At 66.0% G+C, this 22,242-nt stretch carries 24 protein-coding genes, 1 tRNA gene and 1 other RNA gene; 10 read left to right on the top strand and 16 right to left on the bottom strand.

Annotation, left to right across the window (positions count from 1 at the left end):
- The first annotated feature begins 94 nt into the window (after positions 1 to 94).
- Positions 95 to 382: a chorismate mutase gene (locus BWQ93_RS04030; RefSeq protein ID WP_058809773.1), complete on the top strand. Its 288-nt coding sequence runs from the start codon at positions 95 to 97 to the stop codon at positions 380 to 382.
- Entirely contained in the window at positions 379 to 1,068 is a 690-nt protein-coding gene (locus BWQ93_RS04025) for a glutathione S-transferase N-terminal domain-containing protein (RefSeq protein ID WP_077029391.1), read from the top strand. The genes BWQ93_RS04030 and BWQ93_RS04025 overlap by 4 nt, the downstream gene beginning before the upstream one ends.
- A gap of 392 nt (positions 1,069 to 1,460) precedes the next feature.
- Here the strand turns inward: BWQ93_RS04025 and BWQ93_RS04020 are convergent, their stop codons facing one another.
- The 12 genes from BWQ93_RS04020 to BWQ93_RS03965 all read right to left on the bottom strand — a co-directional run bounded on the left by BWQ93_RS04020 (position 1,461) and on the right by BWQ93_RS03965 (position 11,861).
- Positions 1,461 to 2,765: a sensor histidine kinase gene (locus tag BWQ93_RS04020; protein WP_077032191.1), complete on the bottom strand. Its 1,305-nt coding sequence runs from the start codon at positions 2,763 to 2,765 to the stop codon at positions 1,461 to 1,463.
- Between the two features lie 99 nt (positions 2,766 to 2,864).
- Positions 2,865 to 3,530, bottom strand: a complete 666-nt coding sequence (locus BWQ93_RS04015) for a response regulator transcription factor (RefSeq protein WP_058810093.1) — start codon at positions 3,528 to 3,530, stop codon at positions 2,865 to 2,867.
- A gap of 95 nt (positions 3,531 to 3,625) precedes the next feature.
- Positions 3,626 to 3,934, bottom strand: a complete 309-nt coding sequence (locus BWQ93_RS04010) for a hypothetical protein (protein WP_077029390.1) — start codon at positions 3,932 to 3,934, stop codon at positions 3,626 to 3,628.
- 74 nt (positions 3,935 to 4,008) lie between these two features.
- Positions 4,009 to 4,083: transfer RNA gene (locus BWQ93_RS04005), tRNA-Val, on the bottom strand.
- A 162-nt stretch (positions 4,084 to 4,245) separates the two neighbouring features.
- Positions 4,246 to 4,518 (bottom strand): HU family DNA-binding protein, encoded by a 273-nt coding sequence (locus tag BWQ93_RS04000; RefSeq protein WP_037510426.1) that lies wholly within the window; start codon positions 4,516 to 4,518, stop codon positions 4,246 to 4,248.
- 158 nt (positions 4,519 to 4,676) lie between these two features.
- Positions 4,677 to 7,073 carry an endopeptidase La gene (gene lon / locus BWQ93_RS03995; protein WP_077029389.1) on the bottom strand — a complete coding sequence of 799 codons (2,397 nt, stop codon included), beginning with the start codon at positions 7,071 to 7,073 and terminating at the stop codon, positions 4,677 to 4,679.
- A gap of 258 nt (positions 7,074 to 7,331) precedes the next feature.
- Positions 7,332 to 7,667, bottom strand: coding sequence for a YbaB/EbfC family nucleoid-associated protein (locus BWQ93_RS03990; RefSeq protein ID WP_077029388.1), 336 nt, complete (start codon positions 7,665 to 7,667; stop codon positions 7,332 to 7,334).
- Positions 7,664 to 9,367 carry a DNA polymerase III subunit gamma/tau gene (locus BWQ93_RS03985; protein ID WP_083720602.1) on the bottom strand — a complete coding sequence of 568 codons (1,704 nt, stop codon included), beginning with the start codon at positions 9,365 to 9,367 and terminating at the stop codon, positions 7,664 to 7,666. The genes BWQ93_RS03990 and BWQ93_RS03985 overlap by 4 nt, the downstream gene beginning before the upstream one ends.
- Before the next feature lie 44 nt (positions 9,368 to 9,411).
- Positions 9,412 to 9,509: signal recognition particle sRNA small type (gene ffs / locus BWQ93_RS03980), an RNA gene on the bottom strand.
- A gap of 38 nt (positions 9,510 to 9,547) precedes the next feature.
- Entirely contained in the window at positions 9,548 to 10,438 is an 891-nt protein-coding gene (gene bla, locus BWQ93_RS03975) for a class A beta-lactamase (RefSeq protein WP_077029387.1), read from the bottom strand.
- Entirely contained in the window at positions 10,438 to 10,776 is a 339-nt protein-coding gene (locus BWQ93_RS03970; RefSeq protein WP_077029386.1) for a 2Fe-2S iron-sulfur cluster-binding protein, read from the bottom strand. Before BWQ93_RS03970 ends, bla begins: the two co-directional genes overlap by 1 nt.
- On the bottom strand, positions 10,773 to 11,861 hold the full coding sequence (locus tag BWQ93_RS03965) for a cysteine desulfurase family protein (RefSeq protein WP_077032189.1): 1,089 nt from the start codon (positions 11,859 to 11,861) through the stop codon (positions 10,773 to 10,775). The genes BWQ93_RS03970 and BWQ93_RS03965 overlap by 4 nt, the downstream gene beginning before the upstream one ends.
- A 252-nt stretch (positions 11,862 to 12,113) precedes the next feature.
- Here BWQ93_RS03965 and BWQ93_RS03960 point away from each other — a divergent pair, with 252 nt between their 5' ends.
- Complete coding sequence (locus BWQ93_RS03960) at positions 12,114 to 12,770, top strand: alpha/beta hydrolase (RefSeq protein ID WP_037510410.1); 657 nt, start codon at positions 12,114 to 12,116, stop codon at positions 12,768 to 12,770.
- Here BWQ93_RS03960 and BWQ93_RS03955 read toward each other — a convergent pair.
- Together BWQ93_RS03955 and BWQ93_RS03950 are read right to left on the bottom strand one after the other, a co-directional pair.
- Entirely contained in the window at positions 12,767 to 13,468 is a 702-nt protein-coding gene (locus BWQ93_RS03955) for a DUF3667 domain-containing protein (RefSeq protein ID WP_077029385.1), read from the bottom strand. The two genes, BWQ93_RS03960 and BWQ93_RS03955, sit on opposite strands and share 4 nt — an antisense overlap.
- The gene (locus BWQ93_RS03950) at positions 13,465 to 13,656 is read right to left on the bottom strand and encodes a hypothetical protein (RefSeq protein ID WP_077029384.1); all 192 of its coding nucleotides are present in this window, start codon (positions 13,654 to 13,656) and stop codon (positions 13,465 to 13,467) included. The genes BWQ93_RS03955 and BWQ93_RS03950 overlap by 4 nt, the downstream gene beginning before the upstream one ends.
- Before the next feature lie 112 nt (positions 13,657 to 13,768).
- On the opposite strand from BWQ93_RS03950, the gene rpiB reads away from it, so the two are divergent.
- The 5 genes from rpiB to BWQ93_RS03925 are packed head-to-tail and all read left to right on the top strand — an operon-like array spanning position 13,769 to position 16,951.
- Positions 13,769 to 14,221, top strand: a complete 453-nt coding sequence (gene rpiB, locus BWQ93_RS03945) for a ribose 5-phosphate isomerase B (RefSeq protein WP_077029383.1) — start codon at positions 13,769 to 13,771, stop codon at positions 14,219 to 14,221.
- The gene (gene glyA / locus BWQ93_RS03940) at positions 14,218 to 15,525 is read left to right on the top strand and encodes a serine hydroxymethyltransferase (RefSeq protein ID WP_077029382.1); all 1,308 of its coding nucleotides are present in this window, start codon (positions 14,218 to 14,220) and stop codon (positions 15,523 to 15,525) included. Before rpiB ends, glyA begins: the two co-directional genes overlap by 4 nt.
- 2 nt (positions 15,526 to 15,527) lie before the next feature.
- Positions 15,528 to 15,746: a hypothetical protein gene (locus BWQ93_RS03935; RefSeq protein WP_077029381.1), complete on the top strand. Its 219-nt coding sequence runs from the start codon at positions 15,528 to 15,530 to the stop codon at positions 15,744 to 15,746.
- Between the two features lie 3 nt (positions 15,747 to 15,749).
- The gene (gene nrdR, locus BWQ93_RS03930; RefSeq protein ID WP_077029380.1) at positions 15,750 to 16,214 is read left to right on the top strand and encodes a transcriptional regulator NrdR; all 465 of its coding nucleotides are present in this window, start codon (positions 15,750 to 15,752) and stop codon (positions 16,212 to 16,214) included.
- The gene (locus BWQ93_RS03925; RefSeq protein ID WP_077029379.1) at positions 16,211 to 16,951 is read left to right on the top strand and encodes an RNA methyltransferase; all 741 of its coding nucleotides are present in this window, start codon (positions 16,211 to 16,213) and stop codon (positions 16,949 to 16,951) included. The genes nrdR and BWQ93_RS03925 overlap by 4 nt, the downstream gene beginning before the upstream one ends.
- Before the next feature lie 9 nt (positions 16,952 to 16,960).
- On the opposite strand, the gene BWQ93_RS03920 is transcribed toward BWQ93_RS03925, so the two are convergent.
- Positions 16,961 to 17,275, bottom strand: a complete 315-nt coding sequence (locus BWQ93_RS03920) for a chorismate mutase (RefSeq protein ID WP_077029378.1) — start codon at positions 17,273 to 17,275, stop codon at positions 16,961 to 16,963.
- Positions 17,276 to 17,487: 212 nt separating this feature from the next.
- On the opposite strand from BWQ93_RS03920, the gene rpsD reads away from it, so the two are divergent.
- Positions 17,488 to 18,099, top strand: a complete 612-nt coding sequence (gene rpsD / locus BWQ93_RS03915; protein ID WP_077029377.1) for a 30S ribosomal protein S4 — start codon at positions 17,488 to 17,490, stop codon at positions 18,097 to 18,099.
- A gap of 312 nt (positions 18,100 to 18,411) precedes the next feature.
- On the opposite strand, the gene BWQ93_RS03910 is transcribed toward rpsD, so the two are convergent.
- Positions 18,412 to 20,379 carry a S9 family peptidase gene (locus BWQ93_RS03910; RefSeq protein WP_077029376.1) on the bottom strand — a complete coding sequence of 656 codons (1,968 nt, stop codon included), beginning with the start codon at positions 20,377 to 20,379 and terminating at the stop codon, positions 18,412 to 18,414.
- 132 nt (positions 20,380 to 20,511) lie between these two features.
- Between BWQ93_RS03910 and BWQ93_RS03905 the strand changes: the two genes are divergently transcribed.
- Positions 20,512 to 22,206 (top strand): M28 family metallopeptidase, encoded by a 1,695-nt coding sequence (locus BWQ93_RS03905; RefSeq protein ID WP_077029375.1) that lies wholly within the window; start codon positions 20,512 to 20,514, stop codon positions 22,204 to 22,206.
- Positions 22,207 to 22,242 lie beyond the last annotated feature (36 nt).

Raw genomic sequence — 22,242 nt, 5'->3', positions numbered from 1 at the left:
GCATTGGCCGGAGGGCCATCATTTTGCAACGACTTTCGGCTTGCTTTGGACGCCCCCGCGGTGCCAAGCGTGCCGGGCATAAGAGGAGCCGACCATGGACGACCAGCTGAGCCGTTACCGCCAGAGCATCGACAATATCGACGCGGCGCTCGTCTATATGCTCGCCGAACGGTTCAAGGTGACCAAGGCGGTCGGCGAACTAAAGGCGCGCGAAGGCCTGCCCCCCGCCGATCCGGGCCGCGAGGAGCGCCAGATCGGTCGCCTGCGCGAACTGGCGCGCGACGCCGACCTCGACCCCGATTTCACCGAGAAATTCCTGCGCTTCATCATCGAGGAAGTGATCCGCCACCACCAGAAGGCGAAGCGGGAGCAGGACGCATGACGCACCCGATCTTCGCCAAATGGCCGGCGCAGCATCCCGACTGGCTCCAGCTCTTCTCGGCGCCGACGCCCAATGGGGTGAAGGTCGGGATCATGCTCGAGGAAAGCGGCCTGCCCTATGAGCCGCACCGGATCGATATCATGGCGAACGAGAGCCACGATCCGGCGTTCCTCGCGCTCAATCCCAATGGCAAGATTCCCGCGATCCTCGACCCGAACGGGCCGGGCGGCAAGCCGCTGGCTTTGTTCGAATCGGGCGCGATCCTGATCTATCTGGCGGACAAGAGCGGCCAGTTTCTGTCGGCCGATCCCGCGACGCGCTACGAGACGATCCAGTGGCTGATGTGGCAGATGGGCGGCGCGGGGCCGATGTTCGGCCAGCTCGGCTTCTTCCACAAATTCGCCGGCAAGGACTATGAGGACAAGCGTCCGCGCGACCGCTACGCGGCGGAATCGGCGCGGCTGCTCGGGGTGCTCAACGACCGGCTGGCGGAGCGCGAATGGATCATCGACGAAGGATACAGCATCGCCGACATTTCGCTGCTCGGCTGGGTGCGTAATTTGATCGGCTTCTACGATGCCGCCGAGATCGTCGGGTTCGAGCGATTCGGCCATGTCCAGCGCTGGCTCGACGCCGGGCTCGCGCGGCCGGCGGTGCAGCGCGGGCTGGTGGTGACGGCGGCTTAAGGTCACAAAGGCCCCCGGTCGTCGGGTCGGAATTGTGACCTTTGTGCCCTTAAGGCCTGGGTTTCGGAGCGGTCGCGAAGCGGCGGCGGTGATCGACGAATCAAAGAGCCGGTCGAAGGCTGACACAGCGAAATAGTTTAGGAAAGCGGTGATTTTCGGCTGGCGATCCTATTTCGTCGGGGGCGGAAACGGGCGGTGGCGGACGTAGTAATCCTCCCTGTCGCGAAGCGATGGGGAGGGGGACCATGCGAAGCATGGTGGAGGGGTAGCGGCCTTAGACCAACTTTTCGGGCATCGACCCCTCCACCGCCTTCGGCGGTCCCCCTCCCCACGGCTTCGCCGCAGGGAGGATTAGGAACGTCCGCTCCCCACCCCGAAGCCGCCGCTGCCCCCTACCCCGCCGGCAACCGCAGCCGCACCAACAGTCCGCCCAGATCCTCGCTCTCTTCGAGCGCGATGCTGCCGCCGTAGATTTCGGCGACGTCACGCACGATCGCCAGCCCAAGCCCGGTGCCCGGCTTGCCGCTGTCGAGCCGAACGCCGCGGTCGAAGATGCGCACGCGATCGACCGGCGAGATGCCGGGGCCGTCGTCCTCGACGAGGATTTCGGCCATGCCGCCGTCGCGCTGCACGGTGACAAAGACGCTGCCGCCACCATATTTGGCGGCATTCTCCAGCAGGTTGCCGATCAGTTCGTCGAGATCCTGGCGCTCGACGCGCGCGACCAGCGTCTTGTCGCCCGAGGCGTCAAGGCGGGCGTCGGGGTGTAGCAGCGCCACCGCGCGCGACACGCTGTCGACGCTGTCGCGGACGTTAGCTCTGGCCTGCGCCGCGCCGCGGCGGCCGACGGCGCGCGCGCGCGCGAGGTGGTGGTCGACCTGGCGCTGCATCGTCGCCGCCTCGCGCCGCACGGTTTCGGCAAGTTCCGACTTTTCGCTCGTCGCGCTGTTGACGAGCACGGTGAGCGGGGTCTTGAGCGCGTGCGCGAGATTGCCGGCGTGGAGCCGCGCTTCCTCGGCCTGCTTTTCGTTGTGCGCGAGCAATGCGTTGAGCTCGTCGACCATCGGCTGCACCTCGAGCGGCAGCGGCGCGACGACGCGGCGGTGCTGGCCGCCGCGCATCGCGGCGATCGCACGGCGGATGTGGCGGAGCGGCCACAGGCCGTAGAAGGTCTGGAGCGCCGCGAGCACGATCAGCCCGAGCCCGAGCAGCGCCAGGCTGGGGATCAAGGTTGCGCGCACCGCGCGGATCTGGAGGTCGAGCGCCTCGCGCGACTGGGCGATCTGGAAGCGCCAGTTGATCTTGCTGCCCGGCAGGATGACGTTGCGTTCGAGCACGCGCAATTGCTCTTCGGGGAATTGCGCGCTGTCGTAGATGTGGAGCGCGTTGTCGACGTGCGGGGTCGGCGCCTTGAGCGTGCGCTCCCACAAGGAGCGCGAGCGATAGGGCTCCTGGCTGCCGCCGCTGATCTGCCAATAGAGGCCGCTGTAAGGTTCGAGGAAACGCTGATCGCCTAGCGGGTCGATCAGCCGCACCTCGCCGTCGGGGCCGATTTCGGACGAACGGATCATCGCGATCAGCACATATTCGAGGCTGGAGTCGAAGTTGCGAGTGATCGCGCCGGTGAGCACGCGGTCGAGCGCGAAGCCCCCGCCGAGCAGCAGCACCGAGATCCAGATCGTCGCGATCGCGATCATGCGCCGCGCGAGCGAGCCGGTGATCCGGCTCGTCAGCGCGGCGGGCTTGGCGGCTTCGGTGTCCACCGTTCCGGCCGGGGCGTCGGCCTCCGCCATGGCTTAGCCCTGCGGGTCGTCGAGCTGGTAGCCGAGACCGCGGATGGTGGTGATGATGTCGGCGCCGAGCTTCTTGCGGATGCGCGTCACGAAGACCTCGATCGTGTTCGAATCGCGGTCGAAATCCTGGTCGTAGATATGCTCGATCAGCTCGGTGCGCGACACGACCTTGCCCTTGTGGTGGAGCAGGTAGGACAGCAATTTATACTCCTGCGCGGTCAGCTTGACCGGCTCGCCGTCGAGCGTGACGCGGCCCGAGCGCGTGTCGAGGCGCACCTTGCCCGCGATCAGCTCGCTCGACGCGTTGCCCGCGGCGCGGCGGATCAGCGCGCGCAGGCGCGCGATCAGTTCCTCGGTCTGGAAGGGCTTGGCGAGATAATCGTCGGCGCCGGCATCGAGCCCCGCCACCTTGTCGGACCAGCTGTCGCGCGCGGTCAGCACCAGCACCGGGAAATTGCGCTTTTCGCGGCGCCAGCGGTCGAGCACGGTCAGCCCGTCGATCTCGGGCAGGCCGAGGTCGAGGATCGCGGCGTCGTAATTTTCGGTCGAGCCGAGGAAATGCCCGTCCTCACCGTCGGTCGCGAGGTCGACGGCATAACCCGCGCCCTCCAGCGTCGCCTTGAGCTGCGGTCCCAGCGTGGGCTCGTCTTCGACAATCAAGATTCGCATTCAGGCGCCTTTCCTAGCGCGAGCCGGGTCGGCCCGGTCGCTTTGTTCATCTGTACCACTCGGGGCGGTCATCGCAAATGTGTTGCGCGTCGATGTCAGGGCTTGCGCCCGACGATGCGGCCCGAGCGCGCGTCGACATAGACGACGACGACCTGGCTGCCGTCCATGAACTTCAGCGTATAGATCATGCGCTGCGGGTCGAACTGCGCGCCGCCGAGGAAGGTCATGTCGCTGTAGGGCGGCCGCGATTTCACGTCGGCGATCAGCTTGCCGAGCGGGACGACCTTGCCCTGCGCCGCGGCGTCGCGGAGATGATCCTGGTCGCGGTCGCCGCGCGCCTCGGCGGGCACGCCGGCGGCGATCAGCAGGGCCGAGGCCAGCGAAAGAGAGAGAGTGCGGAACATGGCCGGATTCCTAATGCGAACGCATTGAATAGGCGATGAATGGTCCGGTCATCCATGGTTAGGCCGGCCAACCATGGTGGGCGCGACAGGGATTGAACCTGTGACCCCACCCGTGTGAAGGGTGTGCTCTACCGCTGAGCTACGCGCCCGTCCCGGACTGGAGCGGCGGGCGCCGCGTCCGAAAGCCGGACGTCCATAGCCGCTGCGGCGGCGATTGCAACGGCGATTTTGCCGATAGCACGCCCACAAACAAATCGGGCCGCAGCTCACGCCACGACCCGAATGTTTTTCACCAAAAGGTGCCGGCCAACTTAGTTGACGGCGTCCTTGAGGGCCTTGCCGGCTTTGAACTTCGGCTGGTTCGACGCCGCGATGGTCATCGTTTCGCCGGTGCGCGGGTTGCGGCCGGTCGAGGCCTTGCGCTTGCTGACGGCGAAGGTGCCGAAGCCGACGAGACGGACTTCGCCGCCCTTCTTGAGCGAACCCGTGATCGCGTCGAAAACAGCTTCCACTGCCTTGCTCGCGTCGCCCTTGGTCAGGCCGCTCGAGTCAGCAACTGCGGCGATCAGGTCTTGTTTGTTCATGCCTAAGGAACCCCTGCTTTTTGTTGAATGAATGATTCATGGCCGTTGCCATGGCGCGCCACTAACGACCTTTGTCCCCCGCTTGTCAAAGCAAAAAAGGGGCAAAAACCGGTGAAAATGACGTTTTTGCGACGAAAAACAGCTTGGCTGAACCGAGGTTAATGTCGAATCGCACTTTCGGGGTCGGTCGCGGTCGCGATCGGCGGCGATGCCGCCAGATCGTCGGCCTCGGTCCACTCGATCGGTTCGACCGGCGCGACGAGCGCTTCGGCGAGCACCTGGTCGACATGGCTGACCGGGATGATGCGCAAACCCTCGGTGATATTCTTCGGAATCTCGACCAGGTCCTTCTCATTTTCCTCGGGAATCAGCACGGTCTTGATCCCGCCGCGGAGCGCCGCGAGCAGTTTTTCCTTCAGCCCGCCGATTGGGAGGACGCGGCCGCGCAGCGTCACCTCGCCGGTCATCGCGACATCCTTGCGCACCGCGATGCCGGTGAGGGTCGAGATCATTGCGGTGACCATGCCGATGCCCGCCGACGGGCCGTCCTTGGGCACCGCGCCCTCGGGCAGATGGATGTGGATGTCCTTGCGCGCGAACAGGCTGGGCTTGATGCCATAGCTGGGCGCGCGCGCCTTCACGAACGACAGCGCGGCCTGCACCGACTCGGTCATCACTTCGCCGAGCTTGCCGGTCGTGCGCACCTGGCCCTTGCCCGAGGCGGTGACCGCCTCGATCGTCAGCAGCTCGCCGCCGACCTCGGTCCAGGCGAGGCCGGTGACCGCGCCGATCTGGTCCTCGAGGTCGCCCATGCCGTGCTTGAATTTCCGCACGCCCGAGAAGTCGGCGAGGTTTTCGGGCGTGATCGTCACGCTCTCGGTCTTGCCTTCGAGGATGCGGCGCAGTGCCTTGCGCGCGAGCTTGGCGATCTCGCGCTCGAGCGTGCGCACGCCCGCCTCGCGGGTGTAGTAACGGATGAGGTCGCGGAGCCCCTCTTCGGTCAGCTCGAACTCGCCGGCCTTCAGCCCATGCGCCTCGACCTGCTTGGCGACGAGGTGGCGCTTGGCGATCTCGACCTTCTCGTCCTCGGTATAACCTTCGAGCCGGATGATCTCCATGCGGTCGAGCAACGGCTGCGGCAGGTTCAATGAGTTCGCCGTCGTCACGAACATGATGTCCGAAAGATCGACGTCGATCTCCAGATAATGGTCCTGGAACTTCGCATTCTGTTCGGGGTCGAGCACTTCGAGCAAGGCCGAAGCCGGATCGCCGCGGAAATCCTGGCCGAGCTTGTCGATCTCGTCGAGCAGGAACAGCGGATTCATCGTGCCGGCCTTTTTGAGGTTGGTCACGATCTTGCCCGGAAGCGAGCCGATATAAGTGCGGCGGTGGCCGCGGATCTCGGCCTCGTCGCGCACGCCGCCAAGCGACTGGCGCACGAACTCGCGGCCGGTGGCTTTCGCGATGCTGCGGCCGAGCGAGGTCTTGCCGACGCCCGGAGGGCCGACGAGGCACAGGATCGGGCCCTTCAGCTTGTTGGTGCGCGCCTGCACCGCCAGATATTCAACGATGCGGTCCTTTACCTTTTCGAGCGCATAATGGTCGTCGTCGAGGACCGACTGCGCCTTGGCGATGTCCTTCTTCAGCTTCGACTTCTTGCCCCACGGCAGGCCGATCAGCGTGTCGAGATAGTTGCGCACGACCGTGGCCTCGGCCGACATCGGCGCCATCGCCCGCAGCTTCTTGAGCTCGGCGGTCGCCTTGGCCTTGGCTTCCTTGGACATTTTCATGCCCTCGATCTTGGCCGCGAGTTCGGCGAGGTCGTCGCCGCCCTCGCCATTGTCGTTGCCCAGCTCGCGCTGGATCGCCTTCAGCTGCTCGTTGAGATAATATTCCCGCTGGCTCTTTTCCATCTGGCGCTTCACGCGGCCGCGAATTTTCTTTTCGACCTGCAGCACGCCGAGTTCGCCCTCCATGAAGGCGAAGACCATTTCGAGCCGCTTGGCGGGCTGGCCCTCGACGAGCAGGGCCTGCTTGTCCGACACCTTGATGTTGAGGTTGCCCGCAACCGAATCGGCGAGGCGCGAGGCATCCTCGATCTGCGACAGCTGGACCGCGGTTTCGGCGGGCATCTTCTTGTTGAGCTTGGCGTAATTTTCGAACTGGTCGACGACCGAGCGCATCAGCGCCGCGGTATCGACGCTGTCGTCCTCGGCATCGGCGATCGGCGTCACGCGCGCGAATACCGCCTTGTCGTCATTCTCGAGCGCGAGCAGCTTGGCGCGCTCCTTACCCTCGACGAGCACGCGGACGGTGCCGTCGGGGAGCTTCAGGAGCTGGAGCACCGTGGCGATCACGCCGACGTCGTAGAGGTCGTCGCGCTGTGGATCGTCCTCGCCCGGATCGAGCTGGGCGACGAGGAAAATCTCCTTGTCGGCTTCCATCGCGACTTCGAGCGCGGCGACCGAGCGATCGCGGCCGACGAACAGCGGCACGATCATATGGGGAAAAACAACAATGTCGCGCAGCGGCAACAGGGGAAAAGTCTGGCTCATCATGGCTCCTGGAGCGGCGCCCGCAGTCGGCGCGCCGTCCTTCTTGTGGCGGTGTTACCGCTAATATGGCGTACCATGCGCCGCATTCAATGTCGCTGCGGTGAACGGCCATTCGATCCTCCCTGTCGCGCAGCGATGGGGAGGTGGCAGCGCGAAGCGCTGACGGAGGGGCAATAGCGCTGACGTCGATGCCCCTCCACCACCGCCTGCGGCGGCGGTCCCCCTCGCCATGGCTTCGCCACAGGGAGGATCATCTCGTCAAAACGGCAGCTTGAAACCCGGGGGCAGCGGCAGGCCGCTGGTCATCCTGCCCATTTCCTCATTGCTCGCGGCATCGGCCTTTTCGCGCGCGTCGTTGAACGCGGCGGCGAGGAGATCCTCGAGCATCTGCTTGTCGGCAGGCACCATCAGGCTGTCGTCGATCGCGATCGCCTTGATGCGGCCCTTGGCGCTGGCGCGAATCTTTACGAGTCCGCCGCCCGACACGCCCTCGACCTCGACGCTGTCGAGCTTCGCCTGCGCCTCCGCCATCTGGGCCTGCACGGTTTCGGCGGCTTGCTGCGCCGCCTTGAGCATTTCTTCCATCGATTTCATGGGTTCGACCTATGGCGATTGTCGTCGGAGGGTTCAAGCGCCGCGTCGGGAAAAGCGGCGAAAGCAGCCTTGACCACGGGCAGCTCGCGGATGCGCTGGTCGTTGTCGGCCAGGCTGGCGCTCCGGATCTGGCCGAGGCTCGGCCGCCCTTCGCCCGCGCCGCTGCGCACCTGCCAGCGGCTGCCGGTGGTGTTCAGCAGCGCCTCGCCAAGCTCGCGCGCGAAGCCGTCGGCAAGCGCGGGCACCGCGGCGAACTCGATGACGCCCGGTTCGAGCGCGATGATTCGCAGATGATCGTAAACATCGACCGCAAGCCGATGATTTCCGGTGCTTTCGAGCAGCTGGTGAATCTGCGCGACGGTGAGCCCCGATGCGGGCGCTCCGGCTTCGGCGGCGACCGGTTCGGGCGCGCTCGCCGTCGCGTCCTGGGCCGGAGCAGCGGGCGCGGGCAGCGGCGCCGTCGGGAAGCTGCCGCTTTCGAGCAGTTTCGCCAGCTCGCCCGGATCGGGCATCGACGCGGCATAGATCACGCGCAGCAGCAGCATTTCGAGATGCTCGAGCGGATTGTTCGCGCGCAGCACCTCGTCATGCCCCTTGAGCAAGAGCTGCCAGAGGCGGTTGAGCGGCGCGAAGCCGAGCTTCTGCGCCCAATCGACGATGCGTTCGCGGTCGACCTGCGCCAGCGCCGGGTCCTCGTGACGCGACACCTTTGCCAAGGTAATCGCATGCGTCAGGTCCATCAGCCCGCGCACCATCGCGACGGGCTCGATGCCCAGCGCATATTGGCCGCGCGCAAGGTCGATCGCGCCGCCAGCGTCGCCCTCGAGGATCGTCGCCATCAGGTTCGCAATCGACGAGCGGTCCGACAGGCCGAGCATCACGCGCACCTGGTCGGCGCTCACCTTGCCGCCGCCGTCGAGATCGGCGTGCGCGATCGCCTGGTCGAGGATCGACAGGCCGTCGCGCACCGATCCCTCGGCGGCGTTGGCGATCAGCCAGATCGCGGGCGCCTCGGCCTCGACGCCTTCCTTTTGCAGGATCGAGCTGAAATGCGCGAAGAGCATGTCGGGCGTGATGCGGCGGAGGTCGAAGCGCTGGCAGCGCGACAGCACCGTCACCGGGACCTTGTTCACTTCGGTGGTCGCGAACAGGAATTTGACGTGCGGCGGCGGCTCTTCGAGCGTCTTCAAGAGCGCGTTGAACGCGTTGCGCGACAACATATGCACTTCGTCGATGATGTAGATCTTGTAGCGCGCCGAGACCGCGGCGTAGCGCACCGCCTCGATGATTTCGCGCACGTCGTCGACGCCGGTGTTCGACGCGGCGTCCATCTCGATCACGTCGATATGGCGCCCTTCGGTGATCGCGCGGCACGGCTCGCAGATACCGCACGGATCGATCGTCGGCCCGCCCTGCCCGTCGGGGCCGATGCAATTGAGCGCCTTGGCGATCAGGCGCGCGGTCGACGTCTTGCCGACCCCGCGCACCCCGGTCATCAGGAAGGCATGCGCGAGCCGGTCGCGCGCGATGGCGTTGCCCAGCGTCTTCACCATCGCGTCCTGCCCGATCAACTCGGCGAACGTCTGCGGGCGATATTTACGCGCGAGGACGCGGTAGGGCCCGGAGGAAGCCGAAGGCGCGGGCGTCTCCGGCAAATCCATGCACAGCATTGTCGGTTCGTCGTCGGCGGAATCGCTCATGCGATCCGTCTTAGGGACGGTCGGCGCGCTTGTCGAAGGGGGAAATGGGTGGGAGCCGGAACGACCCGCGGCGAATTCGTTGCGGCTGCTTCCTTCCGGACCTGACCGGGTTGGCGAAGACCACGTCCGCCCGACTCCCGCGGCGCATATGGCGGCGGGTGCGGCGAAAATCAAGCGCCGCTATTGGCGGAGGCTCGGGACCTTGGGCAGATCCTCGGCGATCGCGCGCGTCACCTCGGCGATGATCGCGTTGGCGGCGGCGCCCTCGACCTTCGGCCGGTCGAGATAGACGGCGACGATATATTTGCCGCCGTCGGGCAGCTCGACGAAGGCGACGTCGTTATAAGCGTTGCCGCAGCTGCCGGTCTTGTCGCCCGCAACCCAGCCCGCGGGGAGGCCGGCGCGGATGCGGCCGAGCCCGGTCTGGCTGTCGACCATCCATTGGCGCAGCGACTTGCGATGCGCGGGATCGAGGTAATCGCCATAGACGATCTTCGCCGCGCTCTTCGCCATCGCCTGCGGAGTGGTGGTGTCGCGCGGGTCGCCGAGGGCATTTTCGTTGAGGATCGTCTCGAAACGGTCGAGCCGCGTCACTGCGTCGCCCATCTCGCGCATGCGGCGGGTGAAGGCTTCGGGGCCGCCCGTCGCCTTGAGGATCAGGTTCGCGGCGGCATTGTCGCTGACCTTGACGATCTGCTCGGCCGCGAAGCCCAAACGGAGTTCGCCCGATGCGAGATTGGCCTCGGTATAGGGCGAGTGGAAGACGATATCGGCCTTGGTGAAAGGCAGCGGCGTACGCAGCGACGGGCCGCCCCTCGTGGCGCCGCGTAGCACCTGACCCGCGAGCAGCAATTTGAAGGTCGAGCACATCGCGAAACGATCATTGTCGTTGCTGCCGAGGATCAGCCGCCCCTTGTGGTCGACCACCGCGAAACCGAGCCGGCCGCCGGCGCGTTCCTCGATATCGCGGAGGCCATCGCTGAAAGTGAAGGTGTCGCCGCCGGGTTCGGGCGGAACCGACGAGCAGGAGGCGAGCAGCAGCGCGGCCGCGGCAAGGAGCAATTTCTTCATCAGCGCGGCCCCTGCATGTTGCGGCTTTCGGCGGGAATGTGGACGGTGAGGCCGTCGAGGTCGGGCGTCAGCAGGATCTGGCACGACAGGCGGCTGGTACGGCGGGCGCCGGCGGCGAGGTCGAGCATGTCCTCCTCCATCTCGCTGGCTTCGGGGAGGCGGTCGAAATCCGCCTTGTCGACGATGACGTGGCAGGTCGAGCAGGCCATCTGCCCCTCGCACGTCCCTTCGAGCGGCATCAGGTGCGCCTGGGCGACATCGAGCAGGATGCTGCCGGGCTCGGCCTCGGCCTCCGTGCGTCCCTTGCCGTCGGCGTGGATGAAGGTGACGCGCATCAGTTAACCCCCTGGAGCCGCGCGGCATCCTTGATCGTTTGCAGCCCTTCGCGCAACGCGGCCTCGCTCGTGTAGCGGCCCCAGCCGAGGCGGATCGAGGCGCGCGCGTCGGCTTCGCTCACCCCCATCGCGCGCAGCACATGGCTGACCTTGCCCGACCCGCTGCCGCAGGCGCTGCCGAGCGAGAAAGCGATATTGCGCGCGTCGGACATCAGGCGGAGGCCGTTCACGCCCTCGCGGCGGATGTTGAGATTGCCGTGGTAGCGGCGCTCCGAAGAACCGTTGATCGTCCATTCTGGGAGCATCTCGAGCGCGAGCGACCACAGCCGTTCGGCGTGCGCCGCATCCTCGTCGAAACGCTCGGCCGCGAGCGCCGCCGCGGCGCCGAAACCGGCACATAGCGCGGGGGAGACGGTGCCCGAGCGCATCCCCTGTTCCTGCGCGCCGCCGAACATCAAGGGCGGCAGGTCGACGCCGTCCCTGACCCACAGGGCGCCGATACCCTTGGGTCCGTGAATCTTGTGCGCAGAGATCGCGATCAAATCGGGGCCGTCGGGGATCGCGACGCGGCCACAACCCTGCACCGCGTCGCAGAGCAGCAGGCTGTTTTTCTTGTGCGCGGCGGCGGCAAAGTCGGCGACCGGCTGGATCGTGCCGACCTCGTTGTTCACCAGCATCGCGGCGACGATACCACCTTCCGGGATCAGGTCGGCGTCGGGCGGCAGCGCGAGCCCCTCGCCATCGACGGGCAGGATCGCGGCGTGGAGCCGTTCGAGGCATTGCAACGACGCGGCATGCTCGATGCTGAGCCCCGCCACGCCGCCGGGCATGGCTTCGGCCCCGCGCAGCAGCGCCCAGTTGAGCGCCTCGGTCGCGCCCGAGGTGAAGAAGAGCCGCCCGCCCTTGGGTAGCAGCGCCGCGACCTGGTCGCGCGCAACCTCGACCGCCGCGGCGGCGGCGCGCCCCGCCTTGTGGGTGCTCGACGGGTTGGCGAAACCGTCGCCTTTCGGCCCCTCCAGCCAGCGCAGCATCGCTTCGCGCGCCTCGGGCGCGAGCGGCGTCGTGGCCTGATAATCGAGGTAGATCATGCGCGGCATGTGCCCCCTAAACCCGTTCGTGTCGAGCGTAGTCGAGACACATATGGGGAGCGCGTGCCTTCGCGTGTCTCGACTTCGCTCGACACGAACGGAGAAGGGTAAGCCGGGATTTTACACCCTTTTTGCGAACGATTCGCAAAAGTTGCATGTTGAGACCTATTTTCTATATAGGCGCGTGTCTTCGCTCCGCCACCCCGCCGTCCGGCGAATCGGTGGCAAGCCCCAGAACATAAAGGTGCGCCCATGCCCGACGTGATTTTCCCCGGCCCCGAGGGCCGTATCGAAGGCCGTTTCTCGCCGCCGCCGCGCCCGCGCGCGCCGGTCGCGCTGATCCTGCACCCGCATCCGCAGGGCGGCGGCACGATGAACGACCGCATCACCCAGGCGATGTACAAGAGCTTCGTCGCGCGCGGTTTTGCGGTGCTGCGCTTCAACTTCCGCGGCGTCGGCCGCAGCCAGGGCACGTTCGACAATGGCATCGGCGAGCTGAGCGATGCCGCCTCCGCGCTCGACTGGGTCCAGTCGATCCATCCCGAGGCGCAGACGACGTGGATCGCCGGCTTCAGCTTCGGCGCGTGGATCGGCATGCAGCTTCTGATGCGCCGCCCCGAGATCCGCGGCTTCCTGTCGGTCGCGCCGCCGGCGAACATGTACGACTTCAGCTTCCTCGCCCCCTGCCCCTCTTCGGGCATCATCGTCGCGGGCGGGCAGGACGAGATCGTGCCGCCCTCGGCCGTGCAGAAGCTGGTCGACAAGCTGCGCACGCAAAAGGGCATCACCATCCATCACGACGAGATTCCGCGCGCGAATCACTTCTTCGAGCATGAACTCGACCAGTTGATGAAGTCGCTCGATAACTATCTAGATATGCGGCTCGCCCCCGATTCGCCGATCCGCTAATCGAGCAGGCCCGCGCCCTCGATCATCGCGGCGGGGGTGAAGATGAACAGGATCAGCGCGAGTTCGCCGCTTAGGACGGCGGCGATCGCGCGGATCCAACCCCCACGACCTTCGCCCGCGTAGAACTCCCGCACGGCGAAGATGGTATAGCCGATCCCGACCGTCAGGCGCGCGAGGTTGCGCCCGATGCTTCGGTTGGCGAGGAACAACTCCATCAAGAGGTCTGCGAACACGACCAGCAACGTCGCCTGCGCGAGCACATAGAGGCGCATCACGATCGTGCCGAACAGGCCCGCCGTTCCGCTGCGGTAGAAGATGAAGTGCAGCACCAGCGCCGAGATCGCCGCCGACAGCAGCGGGATGACCAGCGGCTCGTTCTGCAGCATCTCGATCACCGAAAGGTCGGTCGTGGTGCTTCCGGGCAGGAAGCGCGCGCGCAGCGCATAGTTCAGCGCCAGCGCCACCGCGATATAGGGCACCGCCTTGACGAGGATGTCGCGGTCGCTTTCGATATAGCGGCGGATCAGCACGCCGGGCCGCAGGAAGAGGCCGCCGAGCGTCTGCAACACGCCCTTTTCCCACCAGTTGCCGACCAGCTCGTCGACGACGGTGCGGCGGTCGAAGGGCTCGGGCGACAAATCCTTGCCGCAATCGGGGCAATAGCGCCCGACCTGACGGTGGACGCAATCGCCGCTCATCGGGCGGCGGTGCTCGCGGGGGCTTCCTTTACCGGGATCAGCCAAATCGCGACATTGGCGAACATCACCAGCGCCGCGACGAGCATCAGCAGCGCGCGGCGCCTGTCGCCCATGCGGAACACATAAATGGCGCCCCCGGTCAGGACGACGCCGGTCAGCATGAGGATGGACATGATCGTGTCGGACATAGGGCTGCTTTATCGGCGGCGTCACAAATTTGCCACCTCGCTTATGGCCAATCCGCGCGCCTTCGCCTAAAGGCCGCTCATCGATTCCCTCCAGCCCTGCGGGAGCCGCATCATGCGCATCGCCATCGCCGCCGATCATGCCGCTTACGAGCTGAAAGCCCAGCTTGCGGGCTGGCTGCACGAGCAGGGGCATGATGTCGAGGATCTCGGCACCGACGGTCCCGACAGCGTCGATTACCCCGATTACGGCTACCGCCTCGCCGACGCCGTCGCGAGCGGGCGCGCCGAAAAGGGCGTCGCGCTGTGCGGATCGGGGATCGGCATCTCGATCTCGGTCAATCGCAACCCCGGCTGCCGCTGCGCGCTCGTCAGCGAACCGCTATCGGCGAGCCTGTCGCGCCAGCATAATGACGCAAACGTCATCGCGATGGGCGCGCGCCTGACCGGCATCGACATGGCCAAGGCGTGCCTAACCGCCTTCCTGACCACCGATTTCGCCGGCGACCGCCATGCGCGCCGCGTCGACAAGCTTTCCCATCCTCCCCAATTGGAGACCAGCCGATGACCACAGAAACGCTCGACAAGCCCATCAAATCGGCCGGCTATTTCACCGACGGGGTCGCCACCACCGACCCCGCGGTCGCGGCGGCGATGAAGCATGAGATGGAGCGCGAACGCTATCAGATCGAGCTGATCGCGTCGGAAAACATCGTCTCGAAGGCGGTGCTCGAAGCGCAGGGCTCGGTCTTCACCAACAAATATGCCGAGGGCTATCCGGGCCGCCGTTACTATCAGGGCTGCGCGCCGTCTGACGAGGTCGAGACGCTGGCGATCGATCGCGCGAAAAAGCTGTTCGACTGCAATTTCGCCAACGTCCAGCCGCACTCGGGCGCCCAGGCAAACGGCGCTGTGATGCTCGCGCTCACCAAGCCCGGCGCGACGATCCTGGGCATGAGCCTCGATGCCGGCGGTCACCTAACCCATGGCGCGCCGCCCGCGATGTCGGGCAAATGGTTCAACGCCGTGCAGTACGGCGTGCGCCCCGACGATCATCTCGTCGATTTCGACCAGGTCGAGGCGCTGGCCAGGGAACATCGCCCTGCCCTGATCATTGCGGGCGGCTCGGCCTATCCGCGCACGCTCGACTTTGCGCGCTTCCGCGCCATCGCCGACGACGTCGGCGCGCTGCTGATGGTCGACATGGCGCATTTCGCGGGCCTCGTCGCCGGCGGCGCGCATCCGTCGCCGATGGAGCATGCGCATGTCGTGACGACGACGACGCACAAGACGCTGCGCGGTCCGCGCGGCGGCATGATCCTGACCAACGACGAAGCGATCGCAAAGCGCATCAATTCGGCGGTATTCCCGGGGCTGCAGGGCGGCCCGCTGATGCACGTGATCGCGGCGAAGGCGGTGGCCTTCGGCGAAGCGCTGCGCCCCGAGTTCAAGGACTATGCCAAGGCGACCATCGCCAACGCACAGGCGCTCGCCGGCCGGCTCAAGGCGCGCGGCGCCGATGTCGTCGCGGGCGGCACCGACACGCATCTCGCGCTGATCGACCTCCGCCCGCTCGGCATCACCGGCCGCGACGCCGACGAGGCGCTCGAACGCTCGGCGATCACCTGCAACAAGAATGGCGTGCCCTTCGACCCGCTGCCGCCGGTCAAGACCAGCGGCATCCGCGTCGGCTCGCCGGCGGGCACGACGCGCGGCTTCGGCATCGCCGAATTCGAGGACATCGGCGACATGGTCGCCGACGTGCTCGAGGCGCTGCGCGACAAGGGCGAGCATGGCGACGCCGATGTCGAGGCCGATGTCCGCAAGCGCGTGCGCGCGCTCTGCGAACGCTTCCCGATCTACGGCGGCTGATCATGGCGCGGCAGCACCCCGAGGAGCCGACGCTGGTCGAACTGACGATCGAAGAGGTCAAGGCGATGGGCAAGCAGGGCATGGCCCACCCCTCGACGCGGCCGGTGCTGACGGGCGGCGCGATCGGCGCGGTCGCGGGCATCGTGCTGCCCGTCGTCAGCTGGCCCGTCGGCCTGTTCGCTGGCGCCGCGATCGCGCTCATCAGCCGGGTGCGTCGCTGACCGATGCGTTGTCCCTATTGCGGCCATGAAGACAGCCAGGTGAAGGACAGCCGTCCGACCGAGGACGGCGCGGCGATCCGGCGGCGGCGGCAATGCGAGGATTGCGGCGCGCGCTTCACGACCTTCGAGCGGATCCAGCTGCGCGAGGTCGCGGTGCTCAAGGCCGACGGCGGGCGCGAGCCCTTCGACCGCGAGAAATTGATGCGCAGCGTCCAGATCGCGTGTCGCAAGCGCCCGATCGACGGCGCGCGCATCGAGCGTCTGGTGTCGGGCATCCAGCGCCAGCTCGAAACCTCGGGCGAGAATGAGGTGCGGGCGGCGCAGATCGGCGCAATGGTGATGGAAGCGCTCAAAGGCTTCGACAGCGTCGCCTATATCCGCTTCGCCAGCGTCTATCGCGAATTCACCGAGGCCAAGGATTTCGAGGAATTCGCCTCGACGATCAACGAGGCGGCGCACAAGGGGTGAGCGAGATCGACGCCTCTGCTGCCCCGCCCCCCGTCGTCGTCCTCGTCCGCCCTCAGCTCGGCGAGAATATCGGCAAGGCGGCGCGCGCGATGCTCAATTTCGGGCTGACCGAGCTGCGCCTCGTGAGCCCGCGCGACGGCTGGCCCAATCCCGATGCCGGCCCCGCGGCGTCGGGCGCCGATATCGTCCTCGCCGGAGCCCAGGTGTTCGACACGCTCGCCGAAGCGACCGCCGACTGCACGCACATCTATGCCACCACCGTGCGCAAGCGCGGGGTAACCAAGCCGGTGCTGACCCCCGAAGCCGCGGCCACGGCGGTGCACGCCACCGCGGGCCGCTCGGCCTATGTCTTCGGCCCCGAGCGGTCAGGGCTGGAAACCGACGACGTCGCGCTGGCGCACAGCATCGTCACCGTGCCGATCAACCCCGAGTTCGGGTCGCTGAACCTGGCGCAGGCGGTGATCCTGCTTGCCTATGAATGGTCGAAGGGGAAGGCGCTGGCGACCCCGCCCGAGGTCCCGCTCGATCCACCCGCCGAGCATGGCGAGCTCGAAGGGCTGATCGACCATCTGGTCCGCGATCTCGATGCGGCGGGCTATTTCTTCCCGCCCGACCGCCGGACGATGACGCTGCGCACATTGCGCACCGCGCTCACCAAGACGGGCTGGTCGTATAATGATATCAGGATGATGCGCGGCATCATTACGGCGCTCGGCCGGAAGGCCAGACCGCGATAATCGGCCCGTTCAGCCGTCGGCGCGCAGCCGCCCCCATCGGACATCTTCATAAGCGATCGACTGTTCGACCAGTTCGTTCCAGATCGCGCGCAGCCGGTCGGGATCGAGCCCCGCGGCCGCACCTTCGCGCGCGACATTGTCGAGCACCTGTGCCTTGCGGACCTCGTCGCGCACGGCGCTCCGGTCGGTCTTGATACGCGCGGCGGCGTCCATATAGCCGAAGCGGCGCACGAGCAGCGCGACGAGTTCGCGATCGACTTCGTCGACGCCGGCACGGACGTCGAGCATCGTTTCGCAGGCATCGGGCGATTTGGCAGCGGTCATGCGCGCGGCTTTAGCGGCTTTTTTCCCGCTGTCGAGCCGGGCTGTCGGATGGGCGCGGCAATGCTTGACTTTGCTGCCCTCCCCGTCTAACCGCGCGCCTTCGCAATGGACCCCGCACCCCGGTGAAGCGGCGGTCGCATAGGACAATGCTCCTATGGTGCGACCCGGGAAACCGCCGAAATCCTTCGGCACACAGCATATTGGAGACGACAATGTCGAAGCGCCAGAGCGCCAAGTATAAACTCGACCGCCGCATGGGCGAGAACATCTGGGGTCGCCCGAAGAGCCCGGTCAATCGCCGCGAATATGGCCCCGGCCAGCACGGCCAGCGCCGCAAGGGCAAGGTGTCGGACTTCGGCATCCAGCTGCGCGCGAAGCAGAAGCTGAAGGGCTATTACGGCGACATCACCGAGAAGCAGTTCAAGAAGAATTATTTCGAAGCCAGCCGCATGAAGGGCGACACCGGCCAGAACCTGATCGGCCTGCTCGAGCGCCGCCTCGACGCCGTCGTCTATCGCTCGAAGTTCACCCCGACGATCTTCTCGGCGCGCCAGCTCGTCAGCCACGGCCACGTCTATGTGAACGGCGTGAAGTGCAACATCGCGAGCCGCCTCGTGAAGCCGGGCGACGAAATCACCCTCGGCAAGAAGGCGCAGGAAATGGCGCTGGTCGCCGAAGCGCAGAGCCTGCCCGAGCGCGACCTGCCCGAATATCTGGCGGTCGATGGCACCAAGGCGACCTATGTCCGCGTGCCCACGCTCGACGAAGTGCCTTACCCGGTGAAGATGGAACCGAATCTGGTCGTCGAATTCTATTCGCGCTGATCGGGTTTCGATCGCGAGATCAAGGGGGCGGTCCGGCAACGGGCCGCCCCTTTCGGTTTTCGGGGAGGTGACGGGTTTCGGGCGTTAGGAGACGTTCGCAGGGTTATGCTCTCTCCCCTTGAGGGGAGAGATACGCAGGCTTGGCAGCCTGCTGCCTAGCCGGAGTTGAGAGGGGTTTCCGACCGCCAGAGGCGTCCAAGCACCCCTCTCCAAGCTTCGCTAGCTCCTGACGGAGCAAGCTGCGCTATCCTCTCCCCTCAAGGGGAGAGGGCTAAACGGCAGCTTTCCACCCCGAAGCCGCCATTCGCGATCTCAGGGAATCTTTAGCACCTTCTTCAGAAACGCGTCCGACCGCCGCAGCATGTCGGCGCGCGCAACCGAATCATAGATCTGATGGTCCAGCCCCGCGTAGGTGACGAGCTCAACCGGCTTGCCCGCCGCCTTCAGCGCCGCCTCCATCGCGCGTGACTGCGAGATGTCGACATTGAGGTCCTGGTCGCCGCTGAACATCAGCACCGGCGCCTTCAGCTTCGCCGCCTGAAGCGCCGGCGATCCTTCGACCAGATGCGGACCGGTGCCGATGAAATCGCCGACCAGCCGCGCGTTGGTGAAATTCTGCGCCTTGCCGACCAGCCCCTTGAGATCGGTCACCGGCGCGATCGCCACGGTTGCCTTGAACAGGTCGGGATCGAGCACCCCGGCCTGGAGCGCGGCATAACCGCCATAGGACCAGCCGACGATCGCCAGCTTCGAAGGGTCGGCGATGCCTTCGCTGACCAGCCAGCGGCCCGCATCGTTGACGTCGCCGACCGCGACTTTCCAGGATTTGAAGCCGTTTTCGACATACCAGTCGTCGCCATAACCCGCCGAGCCGCGGAAATTGGGCTGGATCACCGCATAGCCCTGCGCCGCATAATATTGCGCCAGCCAGTCGAAACCCCATTCGTCGCGTGACGACGGACCGCCGTGCGGCATGACGATAGCGGGCAGCTTGCCGCCGGCGTGGCCCGGGGGCAGCGTCAGATAGCCGGGGATCATGGTGCCGTCGGCGGCGGTATAGCTTATCGGCTTCACCGTCGCCTGCGGCCGGCTTTCCAGCTCGGGCCGCGCCAGCGCGACCTCGTTCAGTTTCCGCGTCGCCTTGTCATATACATAATAGCGGCCCGGATCGGCGTCACTGCCCGCGAACAGCAGCAACCGGCTCTCGTCGCGGCTGGCGCCGACATAATTGACGATCGGCAGCCCCGGCAGCGCCTTTTGCAACCGGGCGGCCAGCGTCGCATATTCCTCATCGAACAGCTTATATTCGGGCTTTTCGGTGGTGTAGGAGACGCCGATCACGCGCCCGGTGCGGCCGATGCGGATCAGGTTGCCCGCATCGACCTTGTCGTGCGCGAACAACAATGTTTCGACCGCATTGTCGCCGAGTGCCACCGAATAGACCGCGCTGCGCCCATCCTTGTCCCTGAAGCCAAAGGCGAGGTTGCGCTTTCCATCGACCACCATCGGGACGAACGCCTTGCCGTCGCTCGTCGCGCGCGACAGCGGCTTCCAGTCGCGCGATCCCGGCTTGCGATAGCTGTAGACCATGAGGTCGCGCAGCATGCCTTGCCCGTCGGTGCCGGGCACCCCCACGACGCGAACCGCGCCCGTCTCGTCGGCCAGATAGTAAGAGGCGTCGATGCGCGGCGCTTCGATGCGCCGGACGCGCAGGCTGGCGGTGTCGATCAGGTCGACGCCCAGCCCCTCCTCGACATTGGAAAGCCGGGTGTTCGTCTGTTCCTGCTGCCGATATTCACGGGTCATGACGACCTGGCCGTTGTCGGCCTCGGGCCAGGCAATCACCCGGCCGTCGAACTGATGCAGGCCATAGGCGCCGCGCAGGCTGTTCTGGCCCAGCTGCTTGATGTTGCTGCCGTCGGTGCCAACCGCGACCAGCCGCGTGAACGGCACCGGATAACCGCCGCCGGGGTCGGCGACGCCGTAAAGCGTGCAGACAAGCCGCGCGTTCGAAGCCCAGTCGCACCAGGACAATTTCCACGGCGCGCCGTCGGATTGGAAAACCGGCTTCGGCTGGCCGCCGTCGACGCTGGCGACAAACAGCACCGATCCCCGGTCGCGCGCCGGCTGGATAAAGGCCAGCTGCGTGCCGTCGGGCGACATGCTGATGTCGCCGACGCTCTCGCGCATGCCGTAAAGCGCCGCATTATCGGCCGCCAAGGCCGCGGGCACGGGAAGAGCTGCGGCGACTGCAGCGAGTAAAGTCCATTTTTTCAACATTATGCAACCCCCAGACAGACCCCGTACCTGCCGCCGAACGCCGGGCCAGACAAGATCGAAATTGCACCGAACTTGCACCATTCGGCGCGCTCTGTCAGAGACGGCAACATTATTACAAAGAGGATCCCCCCAATGCCCTTTCCTTCCCCGTTGAAGATCGCCGGCCTTGCCGGCCTCGCGCTGCTGGCCGCGTGCAACGCGCCCGACAAGAATGCGAGCGACGCCGCGGCGAGCGCGATTCCCGATGTCCAGATTGCCGAACTGTCGCTCGCGACGCTGCAGGAAGTGACCAAGGAGCTGTCGTCGGACGCCTACGAAGGCCGCGCGCCGGGGACGCCGGGCGAGGAAAAGACCGTCGCCTATATCATCAAAAAATATCAGGAAGCGGGGCTACAGCCGGGCAACAACGGCCAATGGACGCAGGACGTGCCGCTGGTCGAGATCACCGCGAAGAACGCCACGCCGATCAGCTTCACCGGCGGCAAGGCCCCGGTGACCGCGCAATATGCCAAGGATTATGTGGCGTTCAGCTGGCGCGTGGCGCCGAAAACCGAGATCAAGGACAGCGACGTCGTTTTCGTCGGTTACGGCATCAATGCCCCCGAAAAGGGCTGGAACGACTATGCCGGGCTCGACGTGAAGGGGAAGACGGTCGTCGTCCTCGTCAACGATCCTGACTGGCAGACCCCCGAGACCAAGGGCGAATTCAACGGCCGCGCGATGACCTATTACGGCCGCTGGTCGTATAAATATGAGGAAGCCGCGCGCCAGGGTGCCGCGGCGGTGCTGATCGTCCACGACACCGAACCCGCCGCCTATGGCTGGAACGTCGTAGAGAGCAGCAACACCGGCACGCAATATCTCGCCGAAAGCAAGGACGGCGGCGCGAAGGAAACGGTCGCCAACGGCTGGATCCAGCTGCCCAAGGCGAAGGAGCTCTTCGCCAGCGCCGGGCAGGATTTCGACAAGCTGCGCGACGCGGCGAAGGTCAAGGGCTTCAAGCCCGTGGCGCTGACCGGGGTGAAGGCGAACTTCGGCTTCGACAACGAGATCGCCAAGAAGATGTCGCGCAACGTCATCGGCGTGCTGCCGGGCGCCAAGCGTCCGGACGAGTATGTGCTGTACACCGGCCATTGGGACCATCTCGGCCGCTGCACGCCGGTCGCGGGCGACGACATCTGCAACGGCGCGGTCGACAATGCGAGCGGCATCGCGGGCCTGGTGACGCTGGCACAGGCGTTCAAGACCGCCGGTGCGCCCGACCGCAGCATCGTCTTCCTCGCGGTGACCGCTGAGGAATCGGGACTGCTCGGCTCGAAATATTACGCCGAAAACCCGATCTTCCCGCTCGCGCAGACCGTCGGCGGGGTGAATATGGACGCGCTGAACGCAATCGGTCCGGCGAAGGACATCGTCGTGGTTGGCGGCGGCAAGTCCGAGCTCGACGCCTATGTCGCCAAGCTCGCCAAGCTGGAGGGCCGCACAATCAAGCAGGAACCGACGCCCGAGAAGGGCTTCTATTACCGCTCCGACCATTTCAGCTTCGCCAAGCTGGGCGTGCCGATGTTCAACTTCGGCAGCGGCGACGAACTGGTCGAGGGCGGGGTCGAGGCCGGCAAGAAAGCGGCCGAAGACTATGAAACGAACCGCTATCATGCGCCGGGCGACGAATATGAGGCGATCACCAACTGGGACGGCATGATGTCGGACCTGCGCCTCTATTATGCCGCGGGGCGCATGCTGGCGATGACCGATGCGTGGCCGAACTGGGTGGAGGGCGACGAATTCCGCGCCGCCCGCGACAAGTCGCGCGCTGCCGCGAAATAAGGGGCCTTCCCGTCCCGTTTGTGCTGAGCTTGTCGA

It is taken from the genome of Sphingopyxis sp. QXT-31, from assembly GCF_001984035.1.
Taxonomy (GTDB): Bacteria; Pseudomonadota; Alphaproteobacteria; order Sphingomonadales; family Sphingomonadaceae; genus Sphingopyxis.
Note: the sequence above shows the minus strand (reverse complement) of the source record. Positions and strands in the feature narration are given on the sequence as shown.

What these genes read in the sequence shown, in the direction of transcription:
- BWQ93_RS04030 (WP_058809773.1), top strand. Translation starts at nt 95, where the DNA reads ATGGACGACCAGCTGAGCCGTTACCGCCAGAGCATCGACAATATCGAC.
- BWQ93_RS04025 (WP_077029391.1), top strand. Translation starts at nt 379, where the DNA reads ATGACGCACCCGATCTTCGCCAAATGGCCGGCGCAGCATCCCGACTGG.
- BWQ93_RS04020 (WP_077032191.1), bottom strand. Translation starts at nt 2,765, where the DNA reads ATGATCGCGATCGCGACGATCTGGATCTCGGTGCTGCTGCTCGGCGGG.
- BWQ93_RS04015 (WP_058810093.1), bottom strand. Translation starts at nt 3,530, where the DNA reads ATGCGAATCTTGATTGTCGAAGACGAGCCCACGCTGGGACCGCAGCTC.
- BWQ93_RS04010 (WP_077029390.1), bottom strand. Translation starts at nt 3,934, where the DNA reads ATGTTCCGCACTCTCTCTCTTTCGCTGGCCTCGGCCCTGCTGATCGCC.
- BWQ93_RS04000 (WP_037510426.1), bottom strand. Translation starts at nt 4,518, where the DNA reads ATGAACAAACAAGACCTGATCGCCGCAGTTGCTGACTCGAGCGGCCTG.
- lon (WP_077029389.1), bottom strand. Translation starts at nt 7,073, where the DNA reads ATGAGCCAGACTTTTCCCCTGTTGCCGCTGCGCGACATTGTTGTTTTT.
- BWQ93_RS03990 (WP_077029388.1), bottom strand. Translation starts at nt 7,667, where the DNA reads ATGAAATCGATGGAAGAAATGCTCAAGGCGGCGCAGCAAGCCGCCGAA.
- BWQ93_RS03985 (WP_083720602.1), bottom strand. Translation starts at nt 9,367, where the DNA reads ATGAGCGATTCCGCCGACGACGAACCGACAATGCTGTGCATGGATTTG.
- bla (WP_077029387.1), bottom strand. Translation starts at nt 10,438, where the DNA reads ATGAAGAAATTGCTCCTTGCCGCGGCCGCGCTGCTGCTCGCCTCCTGC.
- BWQ93_RS03965 (WP_077032189.1), bottom strand. Translation starts at nt 11,861, where the DNA reads ATGATCTACCTCGATTATCAGGCCACGACGCCGCTCGCGCCCGAGGCG.
- BWQ93_RS03960 (WP_037510410.1), top strand. Translation starts at nt 12,114, where the DNA reads ATGCCCGACGTGATTTTCCCCGGCCCCGAGGGCCGTATCGAAGGCCGT.
- BWQ93_RS03955 (WP_077029385.1), bottom strand. Translation starts at nt 13,468, where the DNA reads ATGAGCGGCGATTGCGTCCACCGTCAGGTCGGGCGCTATTGCCCCGAT.
- BWQ93_RS03950 (WP_077029384.1), bottom strand. Translation starts at nt 13,656, where the DNA reads ATGTCCGACACGATCATGTCCATCCTCATGCTGACCGGCGTCGTCCTG.
- rpiB (WP_077029383.1), top strand. Translation starts at nt 13,769, where the DNA reads ATGCGCATCGCCATCGCCGCCGATCATGCCGCTTACGAGCTGAAAGCC.
- glyA (WP_077029382.1), top strand. Translation starts at nt 14,218, where the DNA reads ATGACCACAGAAACGCTCGACAAGCCCATCAAATCGGCCGGCTATTTC.
- BWQ93_RS03935 (WP_077029381.1), top strand. Translation starts at nt 15,528, where the DNA reads ATGGCGCGGCAGCACCCCGAGGAGCCGACGCTGGTCGAACTGACGATC.
- nrdR (WP_077029380.1), top strand. Translation starts at nt 15,750, where the DNA reads ATGCGTTGTCCCTATTGCGGCCATGAAGACAGCCAGGTGAAGGACAGC.
- BWQ93_RS03920 (WP_077029378.1), bottom strand. Translation starts at nt 17,275, where the DNA reads ATGACCGCTGCCAAATCGCCCGATGCCTGCGAAACGATGCTCGACGTC.
- rpsD (WP_077029377.1), top strand. Translation starts at nt 17,488, where the DNA reads ATGTCGAAGCGCCAGAGCGCCAAGTATAAACTCGACCGCCGCATGGGC.
- BWQ93_RS03910 (WP_077029376.1), bottom strand. Translation starts at nt 20,379, where the DNA reads ATGTTGAAAAAATGGACTTTACTCGCTGCAGTCGCCGCAGCTCTTCCC.
- BWQ93_RS03905 (WP_077029375.1), top strand. Translation starts at nt 20,512, where the DNA reads ATGCCCTTTCCTTCCCCGTTGAAGATCGCCGGCCTTGCCGGCCTCGCG.